Genomic DNA, 20,751 nt, shown 5'->3' on the forward strand with positions numbered 1-20,751 from the left:
GCCGGGAGGCTTTAAGGACACCCATGGAAAAAACACCCTACTGGGAGATGCGGGACCTCGTGACCATCGGTATCTTTGCCGCCGTCACCAAGGTGACGAGCCTGCTGGTGGCCCTTGTGGGTGGAGGGATGAACCCCATCACCCTGATTCTCAAAAACCTGTTGTTCACCACGCTGGCCATCGTCCTTCTCTACAAGGTCAGAAAATTCGGTGCACTCACCCTGTTCCTCCTGGTCAACATCCTGGTCTCCCTTTTGCTCATGGGCGGCTCCCTAGTGCTCATCCCCGCCATGGTCCTGGCAGGGATCGTGGCCGAAGCCGTTATCATGATTTTAGGAGGATACGCCAGAAGCGCCAATCTCATCATCGGGGTAGGGCTCTACGACATCGTCTTCAAGGTGAGTTCCGTGGGGGCTTCCTGGCTCTACATGCGAGAACAGCAGGAGATGGTCATCATGTCCGCCATCATTGTCGGCATCGGGTATATCGGGGCCTTCCTGGGCCTTTTCTCCGGTGCCTTTTTCGTCAAGGAGCTGCGCCATGCGTGCATTATTCGCAGCTGATGCCGTGCAGGCGAAAAGCCATGTCCACAGGCTCGACGTCCGCACCAAAATCCTCATCAGCCTGGTGGCCTCAGTGGCCGTCATCTTTATCAATTCGCCCCTTGCCATGGGCTTCCTCGCCCTGGCAAGCGCCCTTTACGTTCTGGAGCTGGGCCGATACGGGGTCGTGGCCGTCTGCTACGTGGCCATCGGACTCATGTGGGTGATGGCCCTGGGATTCATGGCCCTTATTCACCACATGGCCCCGATGATCCCCGCTTCCGGAATCGGTACCATGGCGGTGCCGTTCCTGCGAACGGTCATCATGATCAATACGGTGCTGGCCCTGGCCCTCTCCTCACGCATCCAGACGGTTCTCACGGCCCTGAAGAGCTTCCGGCTTCCCATCTGGATCTACATTCCGGCGGCGGTGATGATCCGCTTTGTCCCCACCTTTATCCGGGACGTGCAGCAGATCCACGAATCCATGCGCATCCGGGGCTATCACCTGCGCCCCTCTTTTATCGCCCGGCACCCGGTCCTTTCCGTCCGGCTCCTGGTGGCCCCCATTCTCTTCCGGGCCCTGCGCAGCTCCGACGATTTGGGCATCGCCGCCGAGCTCAAGGGCGTCTCCCGGACCAACACCATGGTGAGCTACAAAACCCAGGCCTTTTCCCGGGCTGACGCCGTGGCCTTCATCGGCCTTGTCCTTATCCTCCTCACCGGCGCGTATCTTCAACTGCGCTGGGGAACAGCCACCACAGGATTCATGCCATGATCGAACTGCAACACGTCACCTACACCTACCCGTTTCAGGAAACGCCCGCCGTGCGGGACCTCTCCCTTGCGGTCAACCCGGGCGAAGTGACCCTGGTCACCGGCGCCAGCGGCTGCGGGAAATCGACCCTCATCCGGCTGGTCAACGGGCTCTGCCCGCACTTTTTCCAGGGCACACTGGAAGGAGAAATCCGTCTGAACGGGATATCGAGCACAGGAAAGACCCTGGCCCAGCTCTCCGCTGAGGTGGGCACCGTGTTCCAGGACCCGGAGATGCAGTTTTTTGCCCTCAACGTGGACGACGAGATCGCTTTTGCCCACGAATGGCTCGGCAAACCGCCGGAAGAGATCCAAGAGGTCGTGAAACAAACCGCTGAGCAGCTCAACATCACACACATCCTGGATTCATCCATCCACGACCTCTCCGAGGGCCAGAAACAGAAAGTGGCCCTGGCCGACATCCTCTCCCTGTCCCCCTCCATGGTGGTACTGGACGAGCCCTCGGCCAACCTAGACCCCGAGAGCACCGACGCCCTGGCCCAGTTGATACGCGACCTCAAAAACAGGGGAATCGCCGTGCTGGTGGTGGACCACCGACTCTACTGGCTGGAAGGTGTGGCCGATCACGTGGTGGTGATGGACAATGGGGAAATCGTTGCCCAAGGAGAATTCGACATGCTGGGGGACGCGGCACTGCGTGCCCGCTATGGCCTGCGCGCTCACCATGTCCCGGATACCAGGCAGAGCCTTCCCCCCCTTCCGAAAAGCGGCCACCTGGAGGTCGAGGGGCTCACCTTCGGTCATGGAAACGGCCCAACCCTCTACGACAACGCCTCCTTTGCCCTGCCCCAGGGGGTCACGGGAATCATTGGAGACAACGGCACCGGGAAAACCACCCTTGCCCGGCTTCTCACGGGCCTCACCAAGCCCCGAAGCGGAAACATCGCCATCGGCGGAGACAGGATCAAACAAAAGCACCTGCTGAACCACGCGGGCATAGTCCTTCAGAACACGGACCACCAGCTCCACATGAACTCGGTGCTCCAGGAGGTGGCCATGGCCTCGGGTACCCACCGGGTCCGCAAAGAAAATCGCGACACGCTCATCGCCTTTCTGGACCGCTTCGGCCTCGCCCACCTGGCGAATCGCCATCATCCCTATCGGCAGAACAACGCCTGGTCATTGCCTGCGGCCTGGCCCAAAAACCGGATATTTTTATCCTGGACGAGCCCACCAGCGGACTGGACGGCCACAACATGGAGCGCATCGCGGCCATGATGCGCGAAGCGGCAGACAGCGGCACCAGCGTGGTGGTCATCACCCACGATCTGGAGCTTCTCCACCTCGCCTGCGATGTGGCCCTGCGCCTTCCCTTTTCACAAGACCAACAGGAGTCCTCACCATGTTTGAAGACAGCGTAACCCCGGACATCAAAGCCCGGATTCAAGAAATGATCGACGAAAACCCCAGCACCATGCCCAGCCAGATGGCAGCCCAGCTCCACATCTCCGAGGCGGCGGTGGTCTCGGCCCTTCCTGCCCCCATGGGCACCTTTGTTGAGGCCGCACACTTCGACACCGTCTGGGAGGCCATGACCGGCTGGGAAAAAATCACCTTCCTCCGCCAGAGCCCCACATCCGTCATCGAGGTAAAGGGAAAGCTCCCCAAGGGCACATACGGCCACGGGTACTTCAACCTCATGGAAAAAGAGAACCCCCTGGGCGGGCACCTTAAAGTGGAAAAACTCGGGGCCATCTGCTTTCTCGAAAAGCCCTTCTTCGGCCTGGAGAGCCTCTCCGTGCAGTTCTACGACACCAACGGCGATCATATGTTCGCCGTCTACGCAGGAAGGGAAAAACGCACCCTCATCCCTTCTGTAAAAGCCGGGTTCCACGCCCTTCGCAACCAACTGACCAGCAAGGAGTAAACGCCATGAAATCACTCATCATCTATTCATCCCGAACCGGAAACACCCGAGCCGTTGCCGAAGCCGTCAAAGAGGCATTTCCCGAGCCCTGCACCCTGGCCCCCGTTGAAGAGGCACCCGCCGTGGACGACTACGATGTCATCGCCATCGGTTACTGGGTGGACAAAGGCATGCCCGATGCCAAGGCCAAGGCGTTCATGGAGAAAATTAAAGGGAAAAAGGTGGGACTCTTCGGGACCCTGGGGGCCTACCCGGACTCGGACCACGCAAACGATTGCCGGGCAAAGGCAGAAACTCTCATGGAAGGAAACGAGGTGATAGGACAGTTTCTCTGCCAGGGCCGCGTAGACCCCAAGGTGCTGGAGATGATGGCCAAGGTGGCCTCAGACCACCACCCCATGACAGACGAGCGCAAGGCGCGCATCGAAGAAGCGAAAAAACACCCCAACGAAGAGGATTTTGAACAGGCCAAAGCCTTTTTTCGGAAGTGCTTGAACGTATAAAAACCAAAAAAACGCCTCCGGCGGCCCTGCCGGGGGCCAAACCTTTGAAAAGTTTGACAAACAGGCTTTAAGTGCTATTTCGTTTTATTCGAGTACCTTGGTTTACCAGCGGCTTTAGGCTTAACGAGTAAGAGACCGGAACGTTTTTGCGGAGCTTTTTTCAAAAAGCGACCCGCCAGAGTTATTCCGGGTGAAGTCAAGACAGATTCAAGGACTTTCTTTCGTTCCCAGGCTCCGCCTGGGAATGATGCACGGAGGCTTTGCCTCCACGGTTGGAATCGCTTCACTCTGAACGTTTTATCCATTATGACGCGATGCTTCACAGCGGCAAGGCGGAGCCTGGGAGCGAACAAAAAAGCCTCCGGCCGGAGGCGTTTCTTGTTTTTAAATCCTTCAGGAAGACTTGGACGCGTGATTCTCCGGCAGGGTGAATTTTTCCTGCCAGGTATCGATGTCGCAGCCTGCCTCCTTTAAATAGAGGATAAAGCGGCCAAGCTGGAGCACCACGTCGTCGGTGACGGCGTGCTCCACCCGGCATGCCGTGGCCTCGGCCTCCTCGTCGGGGAGTTGCAGGACGCGCCCGAAAAAATCGCGGAGGATCACGTTGCGGTGGGCGATGCGCTTACCCAGTTCCCACCCGGAGGGGGTGAGTGTGATGGGGCTGTAAGGCCTGTATTCGATCAGCTCACGGGCGGCAAGGGATTTCAGGGCCGTGGTCACGGTGGACCGGGTGACCCCCAGGTCGTCTGCGATGGCGTTGGAGCGGGCGTCCCCGTTTTTCTGGACCAATCTGAAAATAGCGGCAAGGTAATCTTCGAGGGTGGATGTCAGCGGGGTCTCTTTTGTAATCATGATCTCTCCTTGGGGTTGGTACTCCGCAATGGTCATTAGTCAATCCGCCACCATTTGACAACATGTAATATCAAAATACAGATAACGGTTCAGTTCATTGATGCCTCCGGCGGCCCTGCCGAGGCCAACCTTTTGAACCTCAGGACACACAGGTTTTCACGTTATGCGCCTCTTCTCTCTTCCGCCCTGGCTGCGCCTTCTTGCCGGGTACGCCTCTACGTATCGAGTCCGTGTTGCCGTCGGTATCGGCTGCAGCACGGCTGCCCGCGTCTGCGATCTTCTGCCCATGATTATAGCAGGATATGCGGTCAATCACATCACGTCGAGCCCCGACGGAGCAACCGGCTTTCTGGCATACGGGCTGGCAGTCTTCTGCGCCTTTGGCGGCCTGGCCATCTTTCAAAGCTCAAGTGATTACCTTTTGGCTGCCGTAGCCCAGTGCATCCGCCATGACATCAGGATGAAGCTCTTTGCCAAGATCCTCTCCGTGGACACCGAGTTTATTGATGCGCGCAGCAAGGGGGACCTCCTCTCGGTTGTCACCAACGACGTGGACGTGCTCAACGTGTTTTTCTCAGAGACCATCGCCAACCTGGTGCGCGTGGTCATCTCCTTTGCGGGCACCTACGGTTACCTTTTCTGGCTCGACGGCCGGCTGGCCCTGACCCTGGCTTTTCCCCTGCCCCTTGCCTTTCTGGCCATGCGCCTTTTTTCTCGCAGAGTCCAGCCCCAGTACCTTACATCACGACGGGCCGTGGGCCGATTTGCGGGGACCCTTGAAAACAGCCTCCAGGGCATCCCCGTGCTCCGGGCCTACTGCGCCGAGCAGGCAGAGACGGACCGCCTGAAAAAAGAGTCCGCCTTCTATCGTGACACGGCCGTGGCCGCGGCAAAAACCAGACGAAACTTTATCCCGGTCATTTACGGCATCGCCGGGCTCTCCTTTGCCCTTCTCATCGGCGGAGGTGGCTGGCTGACGCAGCAGCCCGGCGGCCCCAGCCTCGGCGCCTACACCACCTGCGTCCTCATGGGCATGCGCCTTGTGGTCCCCATCTTCACCCTAACCTTTCTCATCAACCAGCTTCAGCAGGCCAAGGCCGCGGCCACAAGGGTCCGCGAGCTTCTTTTCGTTAAACCCCGCCTTGCAGACCCGGCCGACGCCACGGACCTTCAGGGCCTCCCCGAGACCGTCCGTTTCCACAAGATCCGGTTCCGCTACCCCAACCATCCGGAGCTCTTTTCCGACCTCTCCTTTACCATCAACAAAGGCGAATTCATTGGCATTGCAGGGCCCACCGGCGCAGGCAAAAGCAGCCTCATCAAGCTGCTGCTCCGCTTCTACGGCCCAAATTCCGGCCAAATCGCCATCAATGGACAGAACCTGGAAGAACTTGCCGCCGCCAGCTTCCGCAAACATGTGGGCTACGTCTCCCAGCACCCCTTTCTCTTTCACGGAACGGTTCTGGACAACCTCTGCCTGGGAAGCCCCGAAGCCACAGACGCGGAGATCCAACAGGCCCTTCGGCAGGCCGGAGCCGAAGAAATGGTCCGCGCCCTTCCCCAGGGGCTCCACACCATCCTGGGGGATCAGGGAGACACCCTTTCCGGGGGGCAGAAGCAGCGTCTCTCCCTGGCACGGGCCCTGCTCAGGGACCCCGAGGTGCTCATCCTCGATGAGGCCACCTCGGCCGTGGACCCGGCAACCGAGAGCATCATCCACACAAACCTGATGGGCCTTCGGAAAAACCGCATCATCATTGCCGTTGCCCACAGACTCTCCACCCTCACGTCATGCGACCGAATCCTCGTCATGGACCAAGGGGGCATTGTCCAGGAGGGGCCCCATCGCCAGCTGGTGTCCCAGGAAGGCGTCTACCAAACCCTGTGGCAGGCCCTTCAAGAGACTCCCTGCTGAAAATCGGCCTCCAAAGCCACGGGCCAGGGAACAAAGCCCCTTTTTTCCACTTAGAGATTTTACCACCCGCCAGCATGTGTTACGCAGGAACCTGGCGATTAAGGGATGATCCTCTGGAGTGCCGCACTCCGGTTCAGTCGATCTTTCTCGATTTCTTTGAAGATCAAGGCCCAAACGTTAGTCAAGGAAAACCATCAAGGCCTGTTTGTTTAACTTTTCAAAAGCTTGCCCCCGCAAGGGGCACCGGAAGCATAAGCTGAAATGATCTCTTATTACTTTGGCTCCATCGTTTCTTCATGAACATCCGGTCTAAGCGCATGACGGATTACGTCACTATCAAAGAGCTGCTCCCATGGTCATTGAGAAAAAAAACGTCATAGAAGAAACAGACACCCTCATCATCGGCGGAGGGTTAAGCGGACTCTACGCAGCCAGTATCCTGGCTGACGAGAAGAAAAAGGTGCTCCTGCTGGAAGCCCGGGACCGTATCGGGGGGCGAATCCTCTGCACCGGACCAAACGGTTTCTCGGCGGACCTCGGCCCCTCGTGGTACTGGCCCGCCCTCAACCCGAGGGTCTGTGCCCTTATCAACGCCCTTCACCTTACGGGCTACCCCCAGTTTGAAACAGGGTACTGCCGTTTCCAGACCCGGGACGGCAAGGTCGTCACCATGGAGGGGCAGCCCATGGATCCTCCGGGCTGGCGACTCCACGGCGGCATGAGCGCCCTTGTGGAGGGATTGTATAAACGCCTTCCCCAAGGGACGGTAAGGCTAAGCCATCCGGTGTGCGACATCGAAAGGCAGGATGACGGCATCCTTGTGAGCGTGGGCGTGCTTGATGAGCCGCCTCAGTGCCGCATCAAAGCCTCCCGCGTCATTCTGGCCATGCCGCCCCGACTGGCCGCACGATCGATCCTCTTTACACCGGATCTGCCCCACGACCTCACCCAATCCATGCTCCGGGCCAACACCTGGATGGCCGGCCACGCCAAATTCTTTGCCCTGTATGACGAAGCCGCCTGGCGACAACTGGGTCTCTCCGGCCAGGGGTTCAGTTATTATGGCCCGTTGGGCGAAATCCACGACGGTTCCATTGAAACGGGGGCACCCTTCGGCCTCACCGGTTTCCTTGCCACGCCCGCCCTTCGGAGAAAAGAGAAGGAGGCCATGGTGCCCGCCATGCTGGCTCAGCTGGGCACACTCTTCGGAGAGAAGGCAGCACACCCCACGGCCTTTTACTATCAGGATTGGTCCAGGGAGCCCTTTACAGCCACCGAATACGACCTCAGAGCCGCCCACAACCACCCTGAGTTTCATCTGCCGTCTGGGAAAACCACCATCTGGGAGAACCGGTTCCACTTTGCCGGCACCGAAACCGCTCACCACCTGGCCGGGTACCTGGAAGGGGCCCTGGCAAGCGGCGAGAGGGCAGCCCGCGCGGTGAACCAGGCCCCTTTGACATGCAACCAGAGAGCAACACTCGTATGATTGTCCTTTTCTTTATCTACTTTTCCGCATTGTACTGGCTTATCAGGCGCTCTCCCCGGGACATCGCGACACAGGCCTTTCGCGTACTCCTTCTCGTGCCGTGCATCGTTCCGCTGATTCTCTTTTTCATGCTTGTCCGGACCCCGCTGATGAAAATCGGCGGCAAGGTCTCCGGTCTGTTCCGCATCCGGGAAGAGGAGATCTTCGGCATGGCCTTTTCCGTCCTTCTGTTCCTCTTCTCTGCCCTTGCCATGCACTTTGCCTTTGATCACTTCCACATGGCCTACACACACTTGTGGATAAAACTGCTTTGTACCATCGTGCTGTTTATGGGATTGGTGGAACTTTTCTGCATGAAAAAAAAGATGTGACAAAGGGAGAGATTCAGTGGGATTTGGCGGGTCAAAGGTTTTAGCCAAAACGCCATGTCTAAAATAAAAAAGGGAGCGCCCCGGGATAAAACCAGGGACGCTCCCTTTTGATTTTTTAAACAGCCAGACTGCCTTGACGGTTAGTCCACCATCTGGTTGGGCAGGTAGAAGACAATGTCCGGAAAGGCCGTGATGGCGATGACCATGAGGATCATGATGACGAAAAAGGGGAAGGTGGCCTTAAGGATGTCCCCCACCTTCTCGCCGGAGATCCCTTCGATGACAAAGATGCTGAAGCCCACCGGGGGCGTGATCTGGGAGAGTTCCACCATGAAAACGAGAAAAATCCCGAACCACAAGGGGTGGAATCCTGCGGCCACCACAATGGGCAGCACGATGGGAAGGGTCATGACCACGATGGAGATCCCGTCCAGGATCATGCCCAGGAAGAGGTACATGATGGCGATGACAAAGATCAGCACATAGGGAGAGAGCCCCAGGCCCGTGATGTAAAGACTCAAGGCCCGGGCAATGCCCACAAAACCCACCACCTGGGAGAGAAAGGCCGCTCCCACGATGATAAAAGAGATCATGGAGGTGGTCTTCACGGCGGAGAGCACCGCCTCCCGGAAGTTTTCCACGGTCAGGTTCTTAAACCACACCGCAAGGATCAGGGCCCCCACCACACCGATGGCAGCCGCCTCCGTGGGGGTGGTGATCCCCATGTAGATTCCGCCTAACACCACGATGATGAGCAGCAGCACGGGAAACAGCTCCCGGGAGGCCGCGATCTTCTCTTTGAAGGTGTGGCTCTCCTCTTCTTTCGGCATGACGTTGGGGTCGATCATGGCGCGTACCATGATGTAGGCGGCGTAGGCCGATGCCAGGCACAGGCCTGGGATGACCCCGGCAATGAAGAGCTTGCCGATGGAGGTATCCGAAAGGATCCCGTAGATAATCATGATCAGGCTGGGCGGGATGAGAAACCCCAGGGTCCCGGCCCCGGCCAAAGAGCCGATGGCGATGCTGCGGTCGTAGCCCCTCTTGGAGAGCTCATCCAGGGTGATCTTCCCCACGGTGGCCGTGGTGGCGGCACTGGACCCAGACACGGCGGCAAAGAGCGAGCAGGCCACCACGTTGATGTGGAGCAGGCGCCCGGGAATCCCTGCCAGCCAAGGCTGAACGATCATGGGTGGAGATCTGGGTGCGATAGAGGATCTCCCCCATGAGGATAAAAAGCGGCAGGGCCGTCAGGGACCAGGAGTTGGTGCTGTTCCAGATGGAGTTGGCCAAAAGGCCGCCGATCTTGTCCCAGACTGAAATGGTGGGGGGCAGGTTGAGCTTGAACATCAACATCCCCATCACCCCGGCCCCCATAAGGGAAAAGCCGATCCAGAGGCCGGACAAGCGCGAGACGGGGACAGCCACCCCGAACAGCAAAAAGGTTAGAATTAGCGGATCTGAAACGATGACAACCTCCTCAAAAAATCACCGGTAAGCTGCAGGATCAGCAGCAAAAGGCCCACCGGGATGACCAGCTGGGGAATATAAATGGGGGTTTCGGAGATGGAGTCGGCCGTCATGCCCAGGTCCCAGACGTCGTAGGTCATGAGGACGGCATGGTAAAGCGCAAAACCGGTGAGGGCAATGGCCCCGCCCAGCACTGCCAGGTCCAGCACCGTAAGGGCCGGTTCGGGCAGTTTACCCCGCAACAGGGAGATCCGGATGTGGGCCCCCTCTTTCATGGAAAAAGAGAGCCCCATCATGACCACCACAACAAAAAAGTAGGCACTGTACTCGTCACCGATGAGGGTGGAGGCGTCAAAAAGGGTCCTCGCACAGATCTCCACGGTAATCAGCGCCACGATGAGAAGCATGAACAGGCCGGAGACATAGCCCCCGGCCTTGGAGCACGCATCACTGAGTGAGATGAGTTTTTTCATGGTCTACTTTATGTAAGTGTTTAAAAGGGCCTTCTCGGCTTTTTTGGCCTTCTTGAGAAACTTCTTCTGGATGGCCAGGGCGGCGGTGTCCAGCTCGGCGGTGAGCTCAGGGCTCTCGGGGGTCACGGTGATACCCTCGGCGGCAATGGCCTTCAGGGCCTCTTCGCTTCGCGCCTGGGAGGCAGCCCACTGGGCGGCTTCGGTTTCGGACGCGGCTTTCAGCATGGCCGCCTGCTGGTCCTTGGACAGGGCGTTCCAGTAGTCGAGGTTGATGGTGACCATGTTCAAGGGGTAGGCGTAGTTGATGGGCTCAAAGTGGCTGAGGACCTCCCAAAATTTTCCGTTCTTGGCGGATTCGGAAGAGGTCAGGACCGAATCGATCATGCCGGTGCGAAGGGAGGCGTACACCTCGCCCCAGGGCATGGACAGGGGCATGGCACCCAGGGCGCGAAGGAACTCGGCGCCGTTCTTGTCGTAAGTCCGGGTCTTGATGCCGTCAATATCGGTGCGGGTGACGATGGCTTTTTTGGTGACCAGGCCGCTGGGGGGCCAGGGCGCGGCATAGAGGAGTTTCTGGTTCCACCTGCGGGCAGATTTTTCATAGAGGGGCTTGCAGTCTGCATACAGGGCCTTGGCTTCGTCATAGGACTTGACCAGGCGGGGAAGGGAGCTGACGCCGAACACATGGGCGCTGCCGGCCACGACACCCATGAGGATGTCGGACATGGGAACCTGGCCGTCCTTGACCACCTTCAAAAGCTCGGGCCCCTTAAAACCAAGGCTGCCGCCGGGGTGAACCGTGATGAGAACAGAACCGTTGGAGTGGGCTTCAACACGCTTGGCAAAATCCATGGCACCCTGGGTATGGAAGCTGGTGGCGCCGTAGACGGCGTTTAAATCCAGCTTCATGGCTTCGGCCATGGCGGCGCTGCCGGTAAAAAGGACGAGAATCGTCACAACAAACAGTGTCTTTATACTCTTCATGAATCAAACACTCCTTAAATGTTCAGTTTAATGGGTTCATTCTTCCCGATGCACGGCCTTGGCTTGTGCATCGACTACGGTCACGCGGCTCAGGGCTGGGTCTCATACCTGTTCCGAGCCCGCCCCGTTACAGGGCCAAATCCATTCCCTTGAAGGCCAAGAGCTTCTCATGGCGCGCCACGGTAATTCTGTGGGCCTCCTCCACGGAAACTCTCTGAAATCGGATGGTCTGTCCGGGCAGCGCCTGGGCCACCCGGGAAATGTCGTCGGAGATCACCGAAGCGATCTTGGCGTAGCCCCCCACGGTCTGCTCCCGGAGCAGGACAATGGGGTCGCCCCCTTCGGGCACCTGGACGCCACCCGGAAGGCTGGGCTCGGAGATGATGCTCTTGGGCATCCCCTCCTTTCGGATCACCTTGGGGCCTTCCAGACGATACCCCATGCGGTTTGCCTGGTTGGTGACGGTAAACTCCCGGCTGAAAAACAGGGCCAACCCCTCATCAAAAAAGTCGTCCTGGGGCCCGGCCACCGCCCGAAGCTCAATGGAGGAGCCGTAGACGGGCCTGAAGGCCTCGGGAATCTGCCGCAGGGACACTTTCTCCCCGGGGACAAACCCGCAAATCGTGTCCCCATGGGCCAGGGCCCGGCCTTCGTATCCACCGAACTTGCCCCCCACATAGCAGCTGCGGCTGCCCATGACCTCAGGCACGTCAATGCCCCCGGAGACAGCCAGGTACCCCCGGCAGCCCGAAGAGGCCATGCCCACAGCCACCACATCGCCGGACGAAACAGCAAAGGATCGCCGGCGGCAGGCAGAAACGTCGACCTTCACGTCCATGGTGGCCCCGCAAAGGGCCAGGGTGCAGGGGGAAAGAATCTCCAGGGTGGCACCACAAAAAGTCATCTCCAGAACAGCGGCACCGTCCGGGTTGCCCACCAGAAGGTTTGCCAACACCGCCGCACGGGTATCCAGGGCCCCTGAAGGCGGCACGCCGAACCGCTGATATCCGTATCGCCCCAGATCCTGGACCGTGGTCATGGGGCCGGGCTCTTTGATGCGAAAAACTGCAACGGAAGTGCTCATGCCCTCACCTCCCCGGCTTCCATGGCCGCAAACGCCTCTGCGGAGACAGGGACAAACCGCAACAGGTCCCCCGCCTTGATGTAAAAGGGATCCCTCCGGTTCGGGTCAAAAAGACGAATGGGACACCGGCCGATGAGCTGCCACCCCCCGGGGCTCTCCATGGGGTAGATCCCGGTCTGGTTGTTGGCGATCCCCACGGACCCAGCCGGTACCCTGGTGCGGGGCGTGGCCAGGCGCGGTGTGTGGATCGTCTCGGAAAGCCCCCCCAGGTAGGGAAACCCAGGGGTAAAGCCCAGCATGTAGACCGGGTAGGGGTCCTCACCCGGATCACCTCCTCTTCGGAGAGCCCGTTGTGGGATGCCACGTAGGCAAGGTCCTCCCCGAAATCACCACCGTAGCACACCGGCACCTCCACCACTCTGGGCTCAAGGGCTTCGGTTTGCCCCATCCGTTCATCAAGGGCCCTGAGGTATCTCTCAAGGAGCTCGGGGCCTGTTTTCACGGGGTCATAAGAGACGATCAGCGATCGGTAGGTGGGAATCACCTCCACCACGCCCACCGGCGCACAGATGGCAAGGGACTCGCACAGGGCACGGATCTTCTGGCTGGCCTCCGGGTTGATGGTGGCGGAGAGCTCCATGAGAAGCCCCCGGTCCCCCACGCACCGGAAAATCGGTTTATTCAACAGCCCGTCGGGCTGGGTATCTTCACACGTACTCATACTGCTTTTACGATCACTCCGGATGTTTCAAGGGTGCTGCGAATGGAGCGCACCAGGATTGCTGCTTCCGGCGTGTCGCCGTGAAGGCAGAGGGTCTCTGCTTCAATCTCGATGGTGTTGCCGTCGGTGTCCACCACCCGCTGCTCTTCGGCCATCATCAGGGCCCGCTCGGCGATCTCCGAAGGATCGGTTTTCACCGCCCCTTCCATGGTGCGCGGCGCCAGGTTCCCTTCCGGGGTGTACGCCCTGTCGGGAAAGGCCTCAAAAACCACGCGCAGACCGTTCTCCCGGCAGATGCGGGCCGCGCCCCGTCTTTTTTCCCGGCCAGGACAAAAACGGGAATGCCCGTGTCGATAGAGGCCACACCCTCGGCAATGCCCCGGGCCACGGTCTCGTCGACCATGGCGTTGTTGTAAAGGGCGCCGTGGGGTTTCACATGGCTGATATCAATTCCGTGGGTGGAGCAAAAGCCCCGTAACGCACCCACCTGATAGACGATGGCGTTGCGAAGCTCCTCAAAGGAAAGCTCCATAAAACGCCGCCCGAACCCCATGGGATCGGGATACCCGGGGTGGGCTCCGGTCTTGACGCCTTGTTCCACAGCCATCCGGACGGTTCGTTCCATGACGGAGGGGTCCCCGGCGTGCCAGCCGCAGGCGATGTTTGCCGATGTAATATGGGGCATGACCGCTTCGTCGGCCCCGATGCGATACGAGCCAAAGCTCTCGCCCATGTCGCAGTTCAGATCAATGGATTTCATGGGGGTGTCGCTCCTGCCTGCCCACCCGGCAGGACCGGATCAGACAGCACAATACAGTGAAATCATAAAAAACAGCAGGCTCCAGCCGCAACCGAACCAGAATGCCTTTTTTCGCACGACAAACGCACAAAACCCATGCCTGCACGTTAAAACAGATCAAACAATGCGAAAGCACGGGATAAGGAATCGTCTACTGTTTTTATATATATTTATCGATTTTAGTAAGACGGAATCTATAAAGCCCCCGGAAAAATGTCAAGAATAAAGCTCGAGCCCGGCCTGCTTTCGTATTGTTAAACAACCTGCCGCTCCATTTTTCGAAACCAACACCCCCTTGCAAAACCAGGGCCGCGCCTCCGTGCCATCCCCCGTGGAAAGAGACGATTCACCGGTAACGATTCCCTTGACTCAGTCAGGAATTCCAGAGACAAAACCCAAGAAAAACCGGCATCGTCCTTTATCTTCACAAAGCGTAGGGGAAAGCAATTCCCCGCCATACAAAAAAAGCCCCTGAAACCAAATCGGCTCCAGGGGCTTTCTTATCATTCATACAGACCATGCCACCGACACCCCACAGGGCCGCCGAAGACATCTTTTATCTATGGCAACGCGCCGGGCTACAGGGAGTTCAGGCTGAGGGTCATGGGTTTATCCTCTTCCAGTTCCCCCCTGAACCGAATGGCCCCGGGCTTTCTGTACGGATCCGGACCTGTGCTGGCGGCCATCCATTTCTCCCGCATGGCCTTGACCAGGCGGAAGGCGTTGGAGTCCAGCTCCACCACGCTCTTTTCCAGTACCAGCTTCATTTTTCCGCCCCGCTCCTCCAGATGCATGAGGGGAGCAACGGGAATCCCGATGGGCTCCCACTCCTCAAAGGGCTTCTCCAGGTTTCGGATGCCCACCATCTGCCCGGTGCTGCCTCCGGCAATGAGGCTGAAGGCGGTGAGCCCCAGGTTGTAGGTGTAGGTGCAGTCAAACTTGGTGGGGTCCGAGCCCCTGCCGTCGTAGCCGTAAAAATGGGTTTGCACCTTGAGCTTGGGAACGGATTTTTCGTAGATCTTCACGATGGCTGCGGGCACCGGATCTTCTTCCTCCAGAAGTTCCGCCCTCACCAGGGCCTGCTTCAGGGTCTTCAGGGAGATCAACTCCTCCTTGACCAGAAGGAAGCGCCCCACCCCGTAGTTGCGGAACAGCACGGGCCCGTAGGATTCATCGCTGAGGCCGGCACGGGCGAGCGTATTACTGAAATAGGAGTCTTCAATGCCCACCTTGTAGCGCCCCTTCTCCTTGAGGATGCCCAGGTAGTCCTTGACAAGCTCCAGGATCACCCGGTCGGTCTCCACCTGGGAGAACTGGAAGTTGCCGTGGCTGTCCCGCTCCATGAGGAGACCGGCCTTGAAAAACTCGGGAATATCGCTGAAAAGCTCGTCGTCACGGGCGTTCCAGATGGTCGCAGGGCCGGTCTTGCGGATCCCCCTCACCAGACGCCTCAGGTATTCAAGCTTGGCGTCCAGGCTGATGAAGTCCGAATGGAAGTCGGTGTCGTGGACGTCGTTGTATTCGGAGATGATGGTGTTGAGCTTGATGATAAAGACCTGGACCTCGTTGATGAACTCCAGAACCCCTTCGGGGATCACCACCACCCCGTAGTTTTTCCCCACGGCAGCGCGGCGGACAATGGCGTCGCACACCACGCGGGAAAGATGGCGCAGGGTCATGCCGTAGGCGGTGTAATCCACGGTGCCTTCGGCGCGGGCTTTTTCAACACGGTCGTGATCCACGTACTCGGCCAGGTCCTCACCGATAAGGGTCAGGTTGGCGTGGGTCTGAAGGGCCACCTCCAGGGCAAGGTGACTGGCCACACGGCCCATGACCTTGCAGAAGTGCCAGTACTTGACATCGGAGCTTCCGTCGGTGCAGAGATCACCGATATTCCGGGCAAAGGAGCGGGCCGCGCTGTGAAAGCCGAAGGAGATGGCACACAGGCTCTTGCCGTCGGCGTCTTTGACCTGGATGTCACCGTCAATGGTTTTGGGCACCCCGATCACCTGGATGCCTTCATCGATCATGGCCTCGGCCATAAACGCGGCATTGGTGTTGGAGTCGTCCCCCCCCACCACCACCAGGGCATCAAGGCCCAGCTTCTTGCAGGTGGCAATGGACAGGCGCATCTTGGTGCGGGTGTCGATCTTGGTGCGGCCGGTCTTGATCATGCAAAAACCGCCCAGGTTCCGATACGCGTTCACCCTCTCGTCGGTAAGCTCGCAGACATTGCCCTCAATGATACCGTCCTGGCCGAGGATAAAGCCGTAAACGCGGTTTTCAGGGTTCGCTTTTTTGGCGGCGTCGTACAGCCCGGCAATGACGTTGTGGCCCCCGGGGGCCGGCCCACCGGAAAAGACAATACCGATGGTCCTGGGGCGGGTGTACCCGTCAACCTCGCCACCGGACGCCGGCACCACCTTCTCCACCCGGTTGTCAATCAGGTGCGGCAACTGCTCACTCGCCGCCTTGTTGATGTCAAACCGATACTGGTTCTGGGGTTCCAGGGCGGTGGGCCCGTTCTCAAACACCTCACACTGGGGCGGGGTGTAGGCTCGTCGTTCCATGACATCCAGGCTGTCTCCGTCAATGATCTGTCTTGCGCAGTCGTTTATAAGGAGGTCATCCAGGCTCATCACAGGTTTTTCAGACATAAGTGTCTCCGTATAATCGCTCGATTCGGCGGGTACAGGCCGATCCGTATAAAGGGGCGGCGCATCACCGCCCCTGTGGGCATCATAAAGTAAAAACCCGCACACGTTCGAGTCGTGTGGGGGCCAGTCTTATGGCAGGCACAATACATTCCGGCCTGCTTTATTAAGTATTGCTATAGCAGACAGTTAAAACAGGATGCAAGAAGCAATCCATCAAATTGGCCTGTCACCGGGGCCGAGGCCAGGCGCTTTAAAATAAATCATCGAAGAGATTCAGGCGGTTCCGCCAGCTTTACATCCCCACGGGGGAATGGTATGTGATAGCTGACGTAACGGCAGCAACCCTTCGGCTCGCCCGGCCCCTTGAGCCGAGCCGCTCATTTCACCAACCCCACGGAATCATCACCACCAATGAAACTCAAAAAACTCGAGATCACCGGGTTCAAATCGTTCATGGGAAAAACACGCATTGTGTTCCCTCCCGGAACCACCGGGGTGGTAGGGCCCAACGGGTGTGGCAAGAGCAACGTGGTGGATGCCCTGCGGTGGGCCATGGGCGAACAAAACGTCCGAAAGCTCCGGGGCAAAACCTCCGAAGACATCATCTTTGCCGGGTCTGCCGGAAACGCCCCCATGAACATGGCCGAGGTCTCCCTCACCATCGACAACGAAGACGGCAGCGTGGTGGGCCCCTTCAACGAATACAGCGAGATCACCGTCACCCGGCGCATCTTTCGCACCGGGGAGAGCAACTACCTCATCAACCGGCAGCCCGCCCGGCTCAAAGACATCCAGACCCTCTTTCTCGGTACCGGCACCGGTAAAAACGCCTTTGCCGTCATCCAGCAGGGCAACATCGGCGCCCTCACCGACGCCAGCCCCGAGGAGCGCCGGGTCTTCATCGAAGAGGCGGCGGACGTCACCAAATACAAGGCGCGCAAAAGGGATACCGAATCCAAGATCAAATCCACCCGGGAAAACCTGGAGCGCGTGGGCGATATCCTCGCAGAGCTTACAAACCAGCTCGCCTCCCTCAAGCGCCAGGCAAAAAAAGCCCTGCTATTCAAAGAACTCCAGCAAAACATCCGGGATCTGGACCTCACCCTTGCCGGGGTGGAGTACCTCCAGCTGGGCCAGCGGGCCAAAGAGCTGGTCTCCTCCACAGAGCGAACCAAAGAGCGCACCAAGGCCGCAGTGACCAAACGGGATGCCCTGGCAAACGCCATGTCCCGCCTGAAACTCCACGCCCAGGAGACCACCGACACCATTGAAGCCACAAACCGAAAGATCTATGAATTAAAGCGAGCTGCCGACCGGGACGAAACCGAAATCGGCCACCAGAAAGACAAGGCAGCCTCCCTCAAAACCGAAGTGGAAGAGGACACCCGCCTCCTGGCCGAGGCCGGGCGGAAAACCCGCGAACTCACCGAAGAGATCCGGTCCCTGCGCCTTGCCCACGGAGACCTGGACCAGGTGGTCACCGGCCTGGACAAAGAGATGGAGGAAGCCGAGCACCGGAAAAACACGGCACGCTCTCGCCTCTCCGACCTTGAGCAGGAGAGCCACAAGGCCTCATCCCGACACATGGCCCTGGTGGCCCGTGAAGCCTCGGTGCGCCACGCCTTCACCTCCGCGCAGAAACTCCACGAAAACGCCGACCGAAAACTCAAACGGCGAGACGAAGACATGGCCTCGGCAAGGGCCGCCCTGGCCACGGCCACGGAAAAAGGCCGGGCCCTGGAAGCTGAAATGGCCGAATTCAAAGGCCAGACCGCAGAGCTGCGGGAACACATGGACGACCTCCGGGACGGCATCAACATCCTGAAAAAAGAGGCGGACCAGACCGACGAGACCATCAAGGCCAAAGAGATTGAAGAGAGCCGCGTCCGCTCCTACCTCGACACCATGGAAGCCATGGTTAAAAACTTCGACGGGTACGGGGACGGCGTCAAAGAGGGCATGAATCGCCTGGAAGCCCTGGGATCAAGTTCCCAAGGCGTGGTGGCAAATCTCCTCCAGGTGGAAAAAGGGTACGAAGCCGCAGCCGAGGCTGCCCTGGGAAGCCTCCTCACCTATATTCTCGTGGATTCCCGGGACACCGCCCTCAACGGCGCCCACGCCATGGAAGAAAACGGCGGCAGCCGTTGCGGCTTTCTCCCCCCGGGCCATGACGCCATGTCCGCCTATGACGGCCCTGCCCTGCCGGGCTGCCGGCCCCTGACGGAATTCATGGTCGCAGACGGCCCCCTTTCAGCGCCCCTGCCCGCCCTTCTCTCCCGGCTCTTTGTGGCTGATGACCTGGCCGCTGCCGCCTCAGCCCGGGCCGCATCCGACCATTGGGTGGCCGTGGCCACACCGGACGGCAGCCTCGTGGACTTTACCGGGGCGGTCATCGCCGGTACCCCTGGCACCTCCGCCTCTCTCCTCAAGCGGCGATCGGACATGGCCGAGGCCCGGGAGAAACTCTCTGCCGTAGGGGAGGAGCTAAACACGGCCCGCAACCTCCGAAGCGGACTCCAGACACAACTTGATGAGCGAAAAGAGGCCCTGAAGCAGGCGGAATCCGAAATGGGCGGTCTGCTTCGCATGCGCTCCGAAAAGGAGCGGGAGTGCCTCCTGGCCGATGAACAGATCAAACAGGGCAAAAAGCACCTCACCCTCATGGACCTGGAGACCGAACAGCTCTCAGGCGACTTGGGGGAATTGGAAGAGGAGATGGACGAGGCCCGCCAAAAACTCGATTCCGTCCAGGGAGAGCTGGCTGCCCTTACCAAGGGAGAGGAGACGGCAAAGGAAGACCTCGCCAAGGCCCGGGAACATCTTGCCCAGGCAGAACAGACCATCGTGGAGCTGAAACTCTCCCTGGCCCGGGAAGAGGCCAAACACGAAAACCATCGGGCCACCTTAAAGCGCCTCACCGACTTCCTCAAGGAGGGCGAAGAGCGATCCCTCCGCCTCACCCAGGGAATTGAAAAGAAGACCCGGGAGTCCGCCGCCTCCCTGGAACGGGCCGCCAAACTGGAAGCGGGCCTTGAAAAGGCCTTTAAAAATGTCACCGCTGAAGAAGAAGCCCTTGCCGTCACCCGCCACCGCCTGTCCCGCATTGAAGCGGACATGGCCGAAAAAGAGAAAGAGACCCGGGAACTGGCCGAGCTCCACGACGAGCTGGCCGAAGCCCTCCGCAAGGAAGAGGTGGAGCTGGCCGGGGTCCTTACCCGGGGAGACGAGCTGAAAACGCGGGTCGCCGAACAGTACCGTGCCCCCATCGACCAGCTCATCCCCGCCTTTGAAGAGGCCATCCAGGACGTCCTCGACGGCACCTCCGACAAAAAAGACCTTACGGACAAACTGGCCGGGCTCAAGCGGAAAATTGCCCGGCTGGGCGACGTCAACCCCGCTGCCGTGGCCCAGTACGACGAGGTCAACGAACGCCACGGCTTCCTTACGGAACAGCAGACGGACCTCAACGCCTCCCTGGACGACCTGGAGGCCATCATCCGCAAGATCAACCGCATCACCCAGGAGCGGTTCATCGACACCTTTCACCGCATCAACGAAAAACTCGACGAAATCTTTCCCCGCCTCTTTGAAGGAGGCTCCGCCCGACTGGTCCTCACCGAGCCCACCAAACCCATGGAGACCGGCGTTGAGCTCATGATCCAGCCCCCGGGTAAAAAACAGGCGCGCCTCTCCCTGCTCTCCGGCGGGGAAAAAGCCCTGTCCGCCATCGCCTTTGTCTTCTCCATTTTTCTCCTGAAGCCCTCCTCCTTCTGCGTCATGGACGAAATCGACGCCCCCCTGGACGATGCCAACGTCCAGCGGTTCAACAACCTGGTGACCATGATCGCCGAAAAATCCCAGATCCTGGTGATCACCCACAACAAGATCACCATGGAGCACGCCGACATCCTCATCGGCGTCACCATGGAGAAAAAAGGGGTCTCCAAGGTGGTCTCCGTCAACCTCTGCGGTAAGGAACTCCCCACGGAATTCGAAGAGCTGGGCACGGCATCGGTTTAGCAAAAGCGATGCCTCCGGCGGCAAGGTGAGCCACCTTGAAAGCTGGTTACCGCAGCGCTTTCCCCCTCGTTCCTCGGGAAAAATCACTGCGGCATTTACCGATGACCTGCCCGTTTGTTTTTTATCAGCTCCTTGAGTCACCAAAGCGAGGTTGCGGATATTTACAA

Annotated in this window: 19 protein-coding genes and 1 pseudogene; 10 read left to right on the plus strand and 10 right to left on the minus strand. The window is 59.1% G+C overall.

The features are described 5' to 3' along the window. Window positions 1-23 precede the first annotated feature (23 nt). Genes ACOYW2_RS14595 through ACOYW2_RS14620 form a run of 6 tightly spaced genes read left to right on the plus strand, consistent with a single transcriptional unit; the run spans window position 24 to window position 3,749 of the window. Window positions 24-563 (plus strand): MptD family putative ECF transporter S component, encoded by a 540-nt coding sequence (locus ACOYW2_RS14595; protein WP_180143422.1) that lies wholly within the window; start codon window positions 24-26, stop codon window positions 561-563. After that, window positions 541-1,320, plus strand: coding sequence for an energy-coupling factor transporter transmembrane component T family protein (locus ACOYW2_RS14600; RefSeq protein ID WP_482423557.1), 780 nt, complete (start codon window positions 541-543; stop codon window positions 1,318-1,320). Before ACOYW2_RS14595 ends, ACOYW2_RS14600 begins: the two co-directional genes overlap by 23 nt. Then, window positions 1,317-2,597, plus strand: coding sequence for an ABC transporter ATP-binding protein (locus ACOYW2_RS14605; protein ID WP_482770901.1), 1,281 nt, complete (start codon window positions 1,317-1,319; stop codon window positions 2,595-2,597). The genes ACOYW2_RS14600 and ACOYW2_RS14605 overlap by 4 nt, the downstream gene beginning before the upstream one ends. Beyond that, window positions 2,540-2,740, plus strand: coding sequence for a hypothetical protein (locus ACOYW2_RS14610; protein ID WP_482423741.1), 201 nt, complete (start codon window positions 2,540-2,542; stop codon window positions 2,738-2,740). Before ACOYW2_RS14605 ends, ACOYW2_RS14610 begins: the two co-directional genes overlap by 58 nt. Continuing rightward, complete coding sequence (gene hutX / locus ACOYW2_RS14615) at window positions 2,722-3,246, plus strand: heme utilization cystosolic carrier protein HutX (RefSeq protein ID WP_482770902.1); 525 nt, start codon at window positions 2,722-2,724, stop codon at window positions 3,244-3,246. Before ACOYW2_RS14610 ends, hutX begins: the two co-directional genes overlap by 19 nt. Window positions 3,247-3,251: 5 nt before the next feature. After that, window positions 3,252-3,749 carry a flavodoxin family protein gene (locus tag ACOYW2_RS14620; protein WP_482770903.1) on the plus strand — a complete coding sequence of 166 codons (498 nt, stop codon included), beginning with the start codon at window positions 3,252-3,254 and terminating at the stop codon, window positions 3,747-3,749. A gap of 393 nt (window positions 3,750-4,142) precedes the next feature. Here ACOYW2_RS14620 and ACOYW2_RS14625 read toward each other — a convergent pair whose 3' ends face one another. Beyond that, window positions 4,143-4,601: a metal-dependent transcriptional regulator gene (locus ACOYW2_RS14625; protein ID WP_092212086.1), complete on the minus strand. Its 459-nt coding sequence runs from the start codon at window positions 4,599-4,601 to the stop codon at window positions 4,143-4,145. A 163-nt stretch (window positions 4,602-4,764) separates the two neighbouring features. Between ACOYW2_RS14625 and ACOYW2_RS14630 the strand changes: the two genes are divergently transcribed. The 3 genes from ACOYW2_RS14630 (at window position 4,765) to ACOYW2_RS14640 (ending at window position 8,376) form a co-directional block, all read left to right on the plus strand. Then, entirely contained in the window at window positions 4,765-6,516 is a 1,752-nt protein-coding gene (locus ACOYW2_RS14630; RefSeq protein WP_482770904.1) for an ABC transporter ATP-binding protein, read from the plus strand. Window positions 6,517-6,868: 352 nt separating this feature from the next. Next, on the plus strand, window positions 6,869-8,005 hold the full coding sequence (locus ACOYW2_RS14635) for a flavin monoamine oxidase family protein (protein ID WP_482770905.1): 1,137 nt from the start codon (window positions 6,869-6,871) through the stop codon (window positions 8,003-8,005). After that, window positions 8,002-8,376 carry a hypothetical protein gene (locus tag ACOYW2_RS14640; protein ID WP_482770906.1) on the plus strand — a complete coding sequence of 125 codons (375 nt, stop codon included), beginning with the start codon at window positions 8,002-8,004 and terminating at the stop codon, window positions 8,374-8,376. Before ACOYW2_RS14635 ends, ACOYW2_RS14640 begins: the two co-directional genes overlap by 4 nt. A gap of 140 nt (window positions 8,377-8,516) precedes the next feature. Here the strand turns inward: ACOYW2_RS14640 and ACOYW2_RS14645 are convergent, their stop codons facing one another. The 9 genes and pseudogenes from ACOYW2_RS14645 to ACOYW2_RS14685 all read right to left on the minus strand — a co-directional run bounded on the left by ACOYW2_RS14645 (window position 8,517) and on the right by ACOYW2_RS14685 (window position 16,564). Beyond that, window positions 8,517-9,512, minus strand: a complete 996-nt coding sequence (locus ACOYW2_RS14645; RefSeq protein WP_482423742.1) for a TRAP transporter large permease — start codon at window positions 9,510-9,512, stop codon at window positions 8,517-8,519. Next, on the minus strand, window positions 9,430-9,804 hold the full coding sequence (locus ACOYW2_RS14650) for a hypothetical protein (RefSeq protein ID WP_482770907.1): 375 nt from the start codon (window positions 9,802-9,804) through the stop codon (window positions 9,430-9,432). Before ACOYW2_RS14650 ends, ACOYW2_RS14645 begins: the two co-directional genes overlap by 83 nt. A 23-nt stretch (window positions 9,805-9,827) precedes the next feature. After that, window positions 9,828-10,319, minus strand: coding sequence for a TRAP transporter small permease subunit (locus ACOYW2_RS14655; protein ID WP_482770908.1), 492 nt, complete (start codon window positions 10,317-10,319; stop codon window positions 9,828-9,830). A 3-nt stretch (window positions 10,320-10,322) separates the two neighbouring features. Continuing rightward, window positions 10,323-11,303, minus strand: a complete 981-nt coding sequence (locus ACOYW2_RS14660) for a TRAP transporter substrate-binding protein (RefSeq protein WP_482770909.1) — start codon at window positions 11,301-11,303, stop codon at window positions 10,323-10,325. A gap of 127 nt (window positions 11,304-11,430) precedes the next feature. After that, window positions 11,431-12,387, minus strand: a complete 957-nt coding sequence (locus tag ACOYW2_RS14665) for a 5-oxoprolinase subunit C family protein (protein WP_482770910.1) — start codon at window positions 12,385-12,387, stop codon at window positions 11,431-11,433. Continuing rightward, window positions 12,384-13,108 (minus strand): annotated as a pseudogene (gene pxpB / locus ACOYW2_RS14670) (5-oxoprolinase subunit PxpB). The gene ACOYW2_RS14665 and the pseudogene pxpB overlap by 4 nt, the downstream one beginning before the upstream one ends. Continuing rightward, window positions 13,105-13,380, minus strand: a complete 276-nt coding sequence (locus tag ACOYW2_RS14675) for a LamB/YcsF family protein (protein ID WP_482770911.1) — start codon at window positions 13,378-13,380, stop codon at window positions 13,105-13,107. The pseudogene pxpB and the gene ACOYW2_RS14675 overlap by 4 nt, the downstream one beginning before the upstream one ends. Further along, complete coding sequence (locus tag ACOYW2_RS14680; RefSeq protein WP_482770912.1) at window positions 13,302-13,868, minus strand: 5-oxoprolinase subunit PxpA; 567 nt, start codon at window positions 13,866-13,868, stop codon at window positions 13,302-13,304. Before ACOYW2_RS14680 ends, ACOYW2_RS14675 begins: the two co-directional genes overlap by 79 nt. Before the next feature lie 617 nt (window positions 13,869-14,485). After that, the gene (locus ACOYW2_RS14685) at window positions 14,486-16,564 is read right to left on the minus strand and encodes a 6-phosphofructokinase (RefSeq protein ID WP_482770913.1); all 2,079 of its coding nucleotides are present in this window, start codon (window positions 16,562-16,564) and stop codon (window positions 14,486-14,488) included. Between the two features lie 411 nt (window positions 16,565-16,975). Here ACOYW2_RS14685 and smc point away from each other — a divergent pair, with 411 nt between their 5' ends. Next, window positions 16,976-20,584, plus strand: coding sequence for a chromosome segregation protein SMC (smc, locus tag ACOYW2_RS14690; protein ID WP_482770914.1), 3,609 nt, complete (start codon window positions 16,976-16,978; stop codon window positions 20,582-20,584). The last annotated feature ends 167 nt before the right edge of the window (window positions 20,585-20,751 follow it).

The organism is Desulfoluna sp. CLI2B (assembly GCF_056847375.1).

Coding starts and splice junctions, on each gene's coding strand:
- ACOYW2_RS14595 (WP_180143422.1), top strand. CDS start 24: ATGGAAAAAACACCCTACTGGGAGATGCGGGACCTCGTGACCATCGGT.
- ACOYW2_RS14600 (WP_482423557.1), top strand. CDS start 541: ATGCGTGCATTATTCGCAGCTGATGCCGTGCAGGCGAAAAGCCATGTC.
- ACOYW2_RS14605 (WP_482770901.1), top strand. CDS start 1,317: ATGATCGAACTGCAACACGTCACCTACACCTACCCGTTTCAGGAAACG.
- hutX (WP_482770902.1), top strand. CDS start 2,722: ATGTTTGAAGACAGCGTAACCCCGGACATCAAAGCCCGGATTCAAGAA.
- ACOYW2_RS14620 (WP_482770903.1), top strand. CDS start 3,252: ATGAAATCACTCATCATCTATTCATCCCGAACCGGAAACACCCGAGCC.
- ACOYW2_RS14625 (WP_092212086.1), bottom strand. CDS start 4,601: ATGATTACAAAAGAGACCCCGCTGACATCCACCCTCGAAGATTACCTT.
- ACOYW2_RS14630 (WP_482770904.1), top strand. CDS start 4,765: ATGCGCCTCTTCTCTCTTCCGCCCTGGCTGCGCCTTCTTGCCGGGTAC.
- ACOYW2_RS14635 (WP_482770905.1), top strand. CDS start 6,869: ATGGTCATTGAGAAAAAAAACGTCATAGAAGAAACAGACACCCTCATC.
- ACOYW2_RS14640 (WP_482770906.1), top strand. CDS start 8,002: ATGATTGTCCTTTTCTTTATCTACTTTTCCGCATTGTACTGGCTTATC.
- ACOYW2_RS14655 (WP_482770908.1), bottom strand. CDS start 10,319: ATGAAAAAACTCATCTCACTCAGTGATGCGTGCTCCAAGGCCGGGGGC.
- ACOYW2_RS14660 (WP_482770909.1), bottom strand. CDS start 11,303: ATGAAGAGTATAAAGACACTGTTTGTTGTGACGATTCTCGTCCTTTTT.
- ACOYW2_RS14665 (WP_482770910.1), bottom strand. CDS start 12,387: ATGAGCACTTCCGTTGCAGTTTTTCGCATCAAAGAGCCCGGCCCCATG.
- ACOYW2_RS14680 (WP_482770912.1), bottom strand. CDS start 13,868: ATGAAATCCATTGATCTGAACTGCGACATGGGCGAGAGCTTTGGCTCG.
- ACOYW2_RS14685 (WP_482770913.1), bottom strand. CDS start 16,564: ATGTCTGAAAAACCTGTGATGAGCCTGGATGACCTCCTTATAAACGAC.
- smc (WP_482770914.1), top strand. CDS start 16,976: ATGAAACTCAAAAAACTCGAGATCACCGGGTTCAAATCGTTCATGGGA.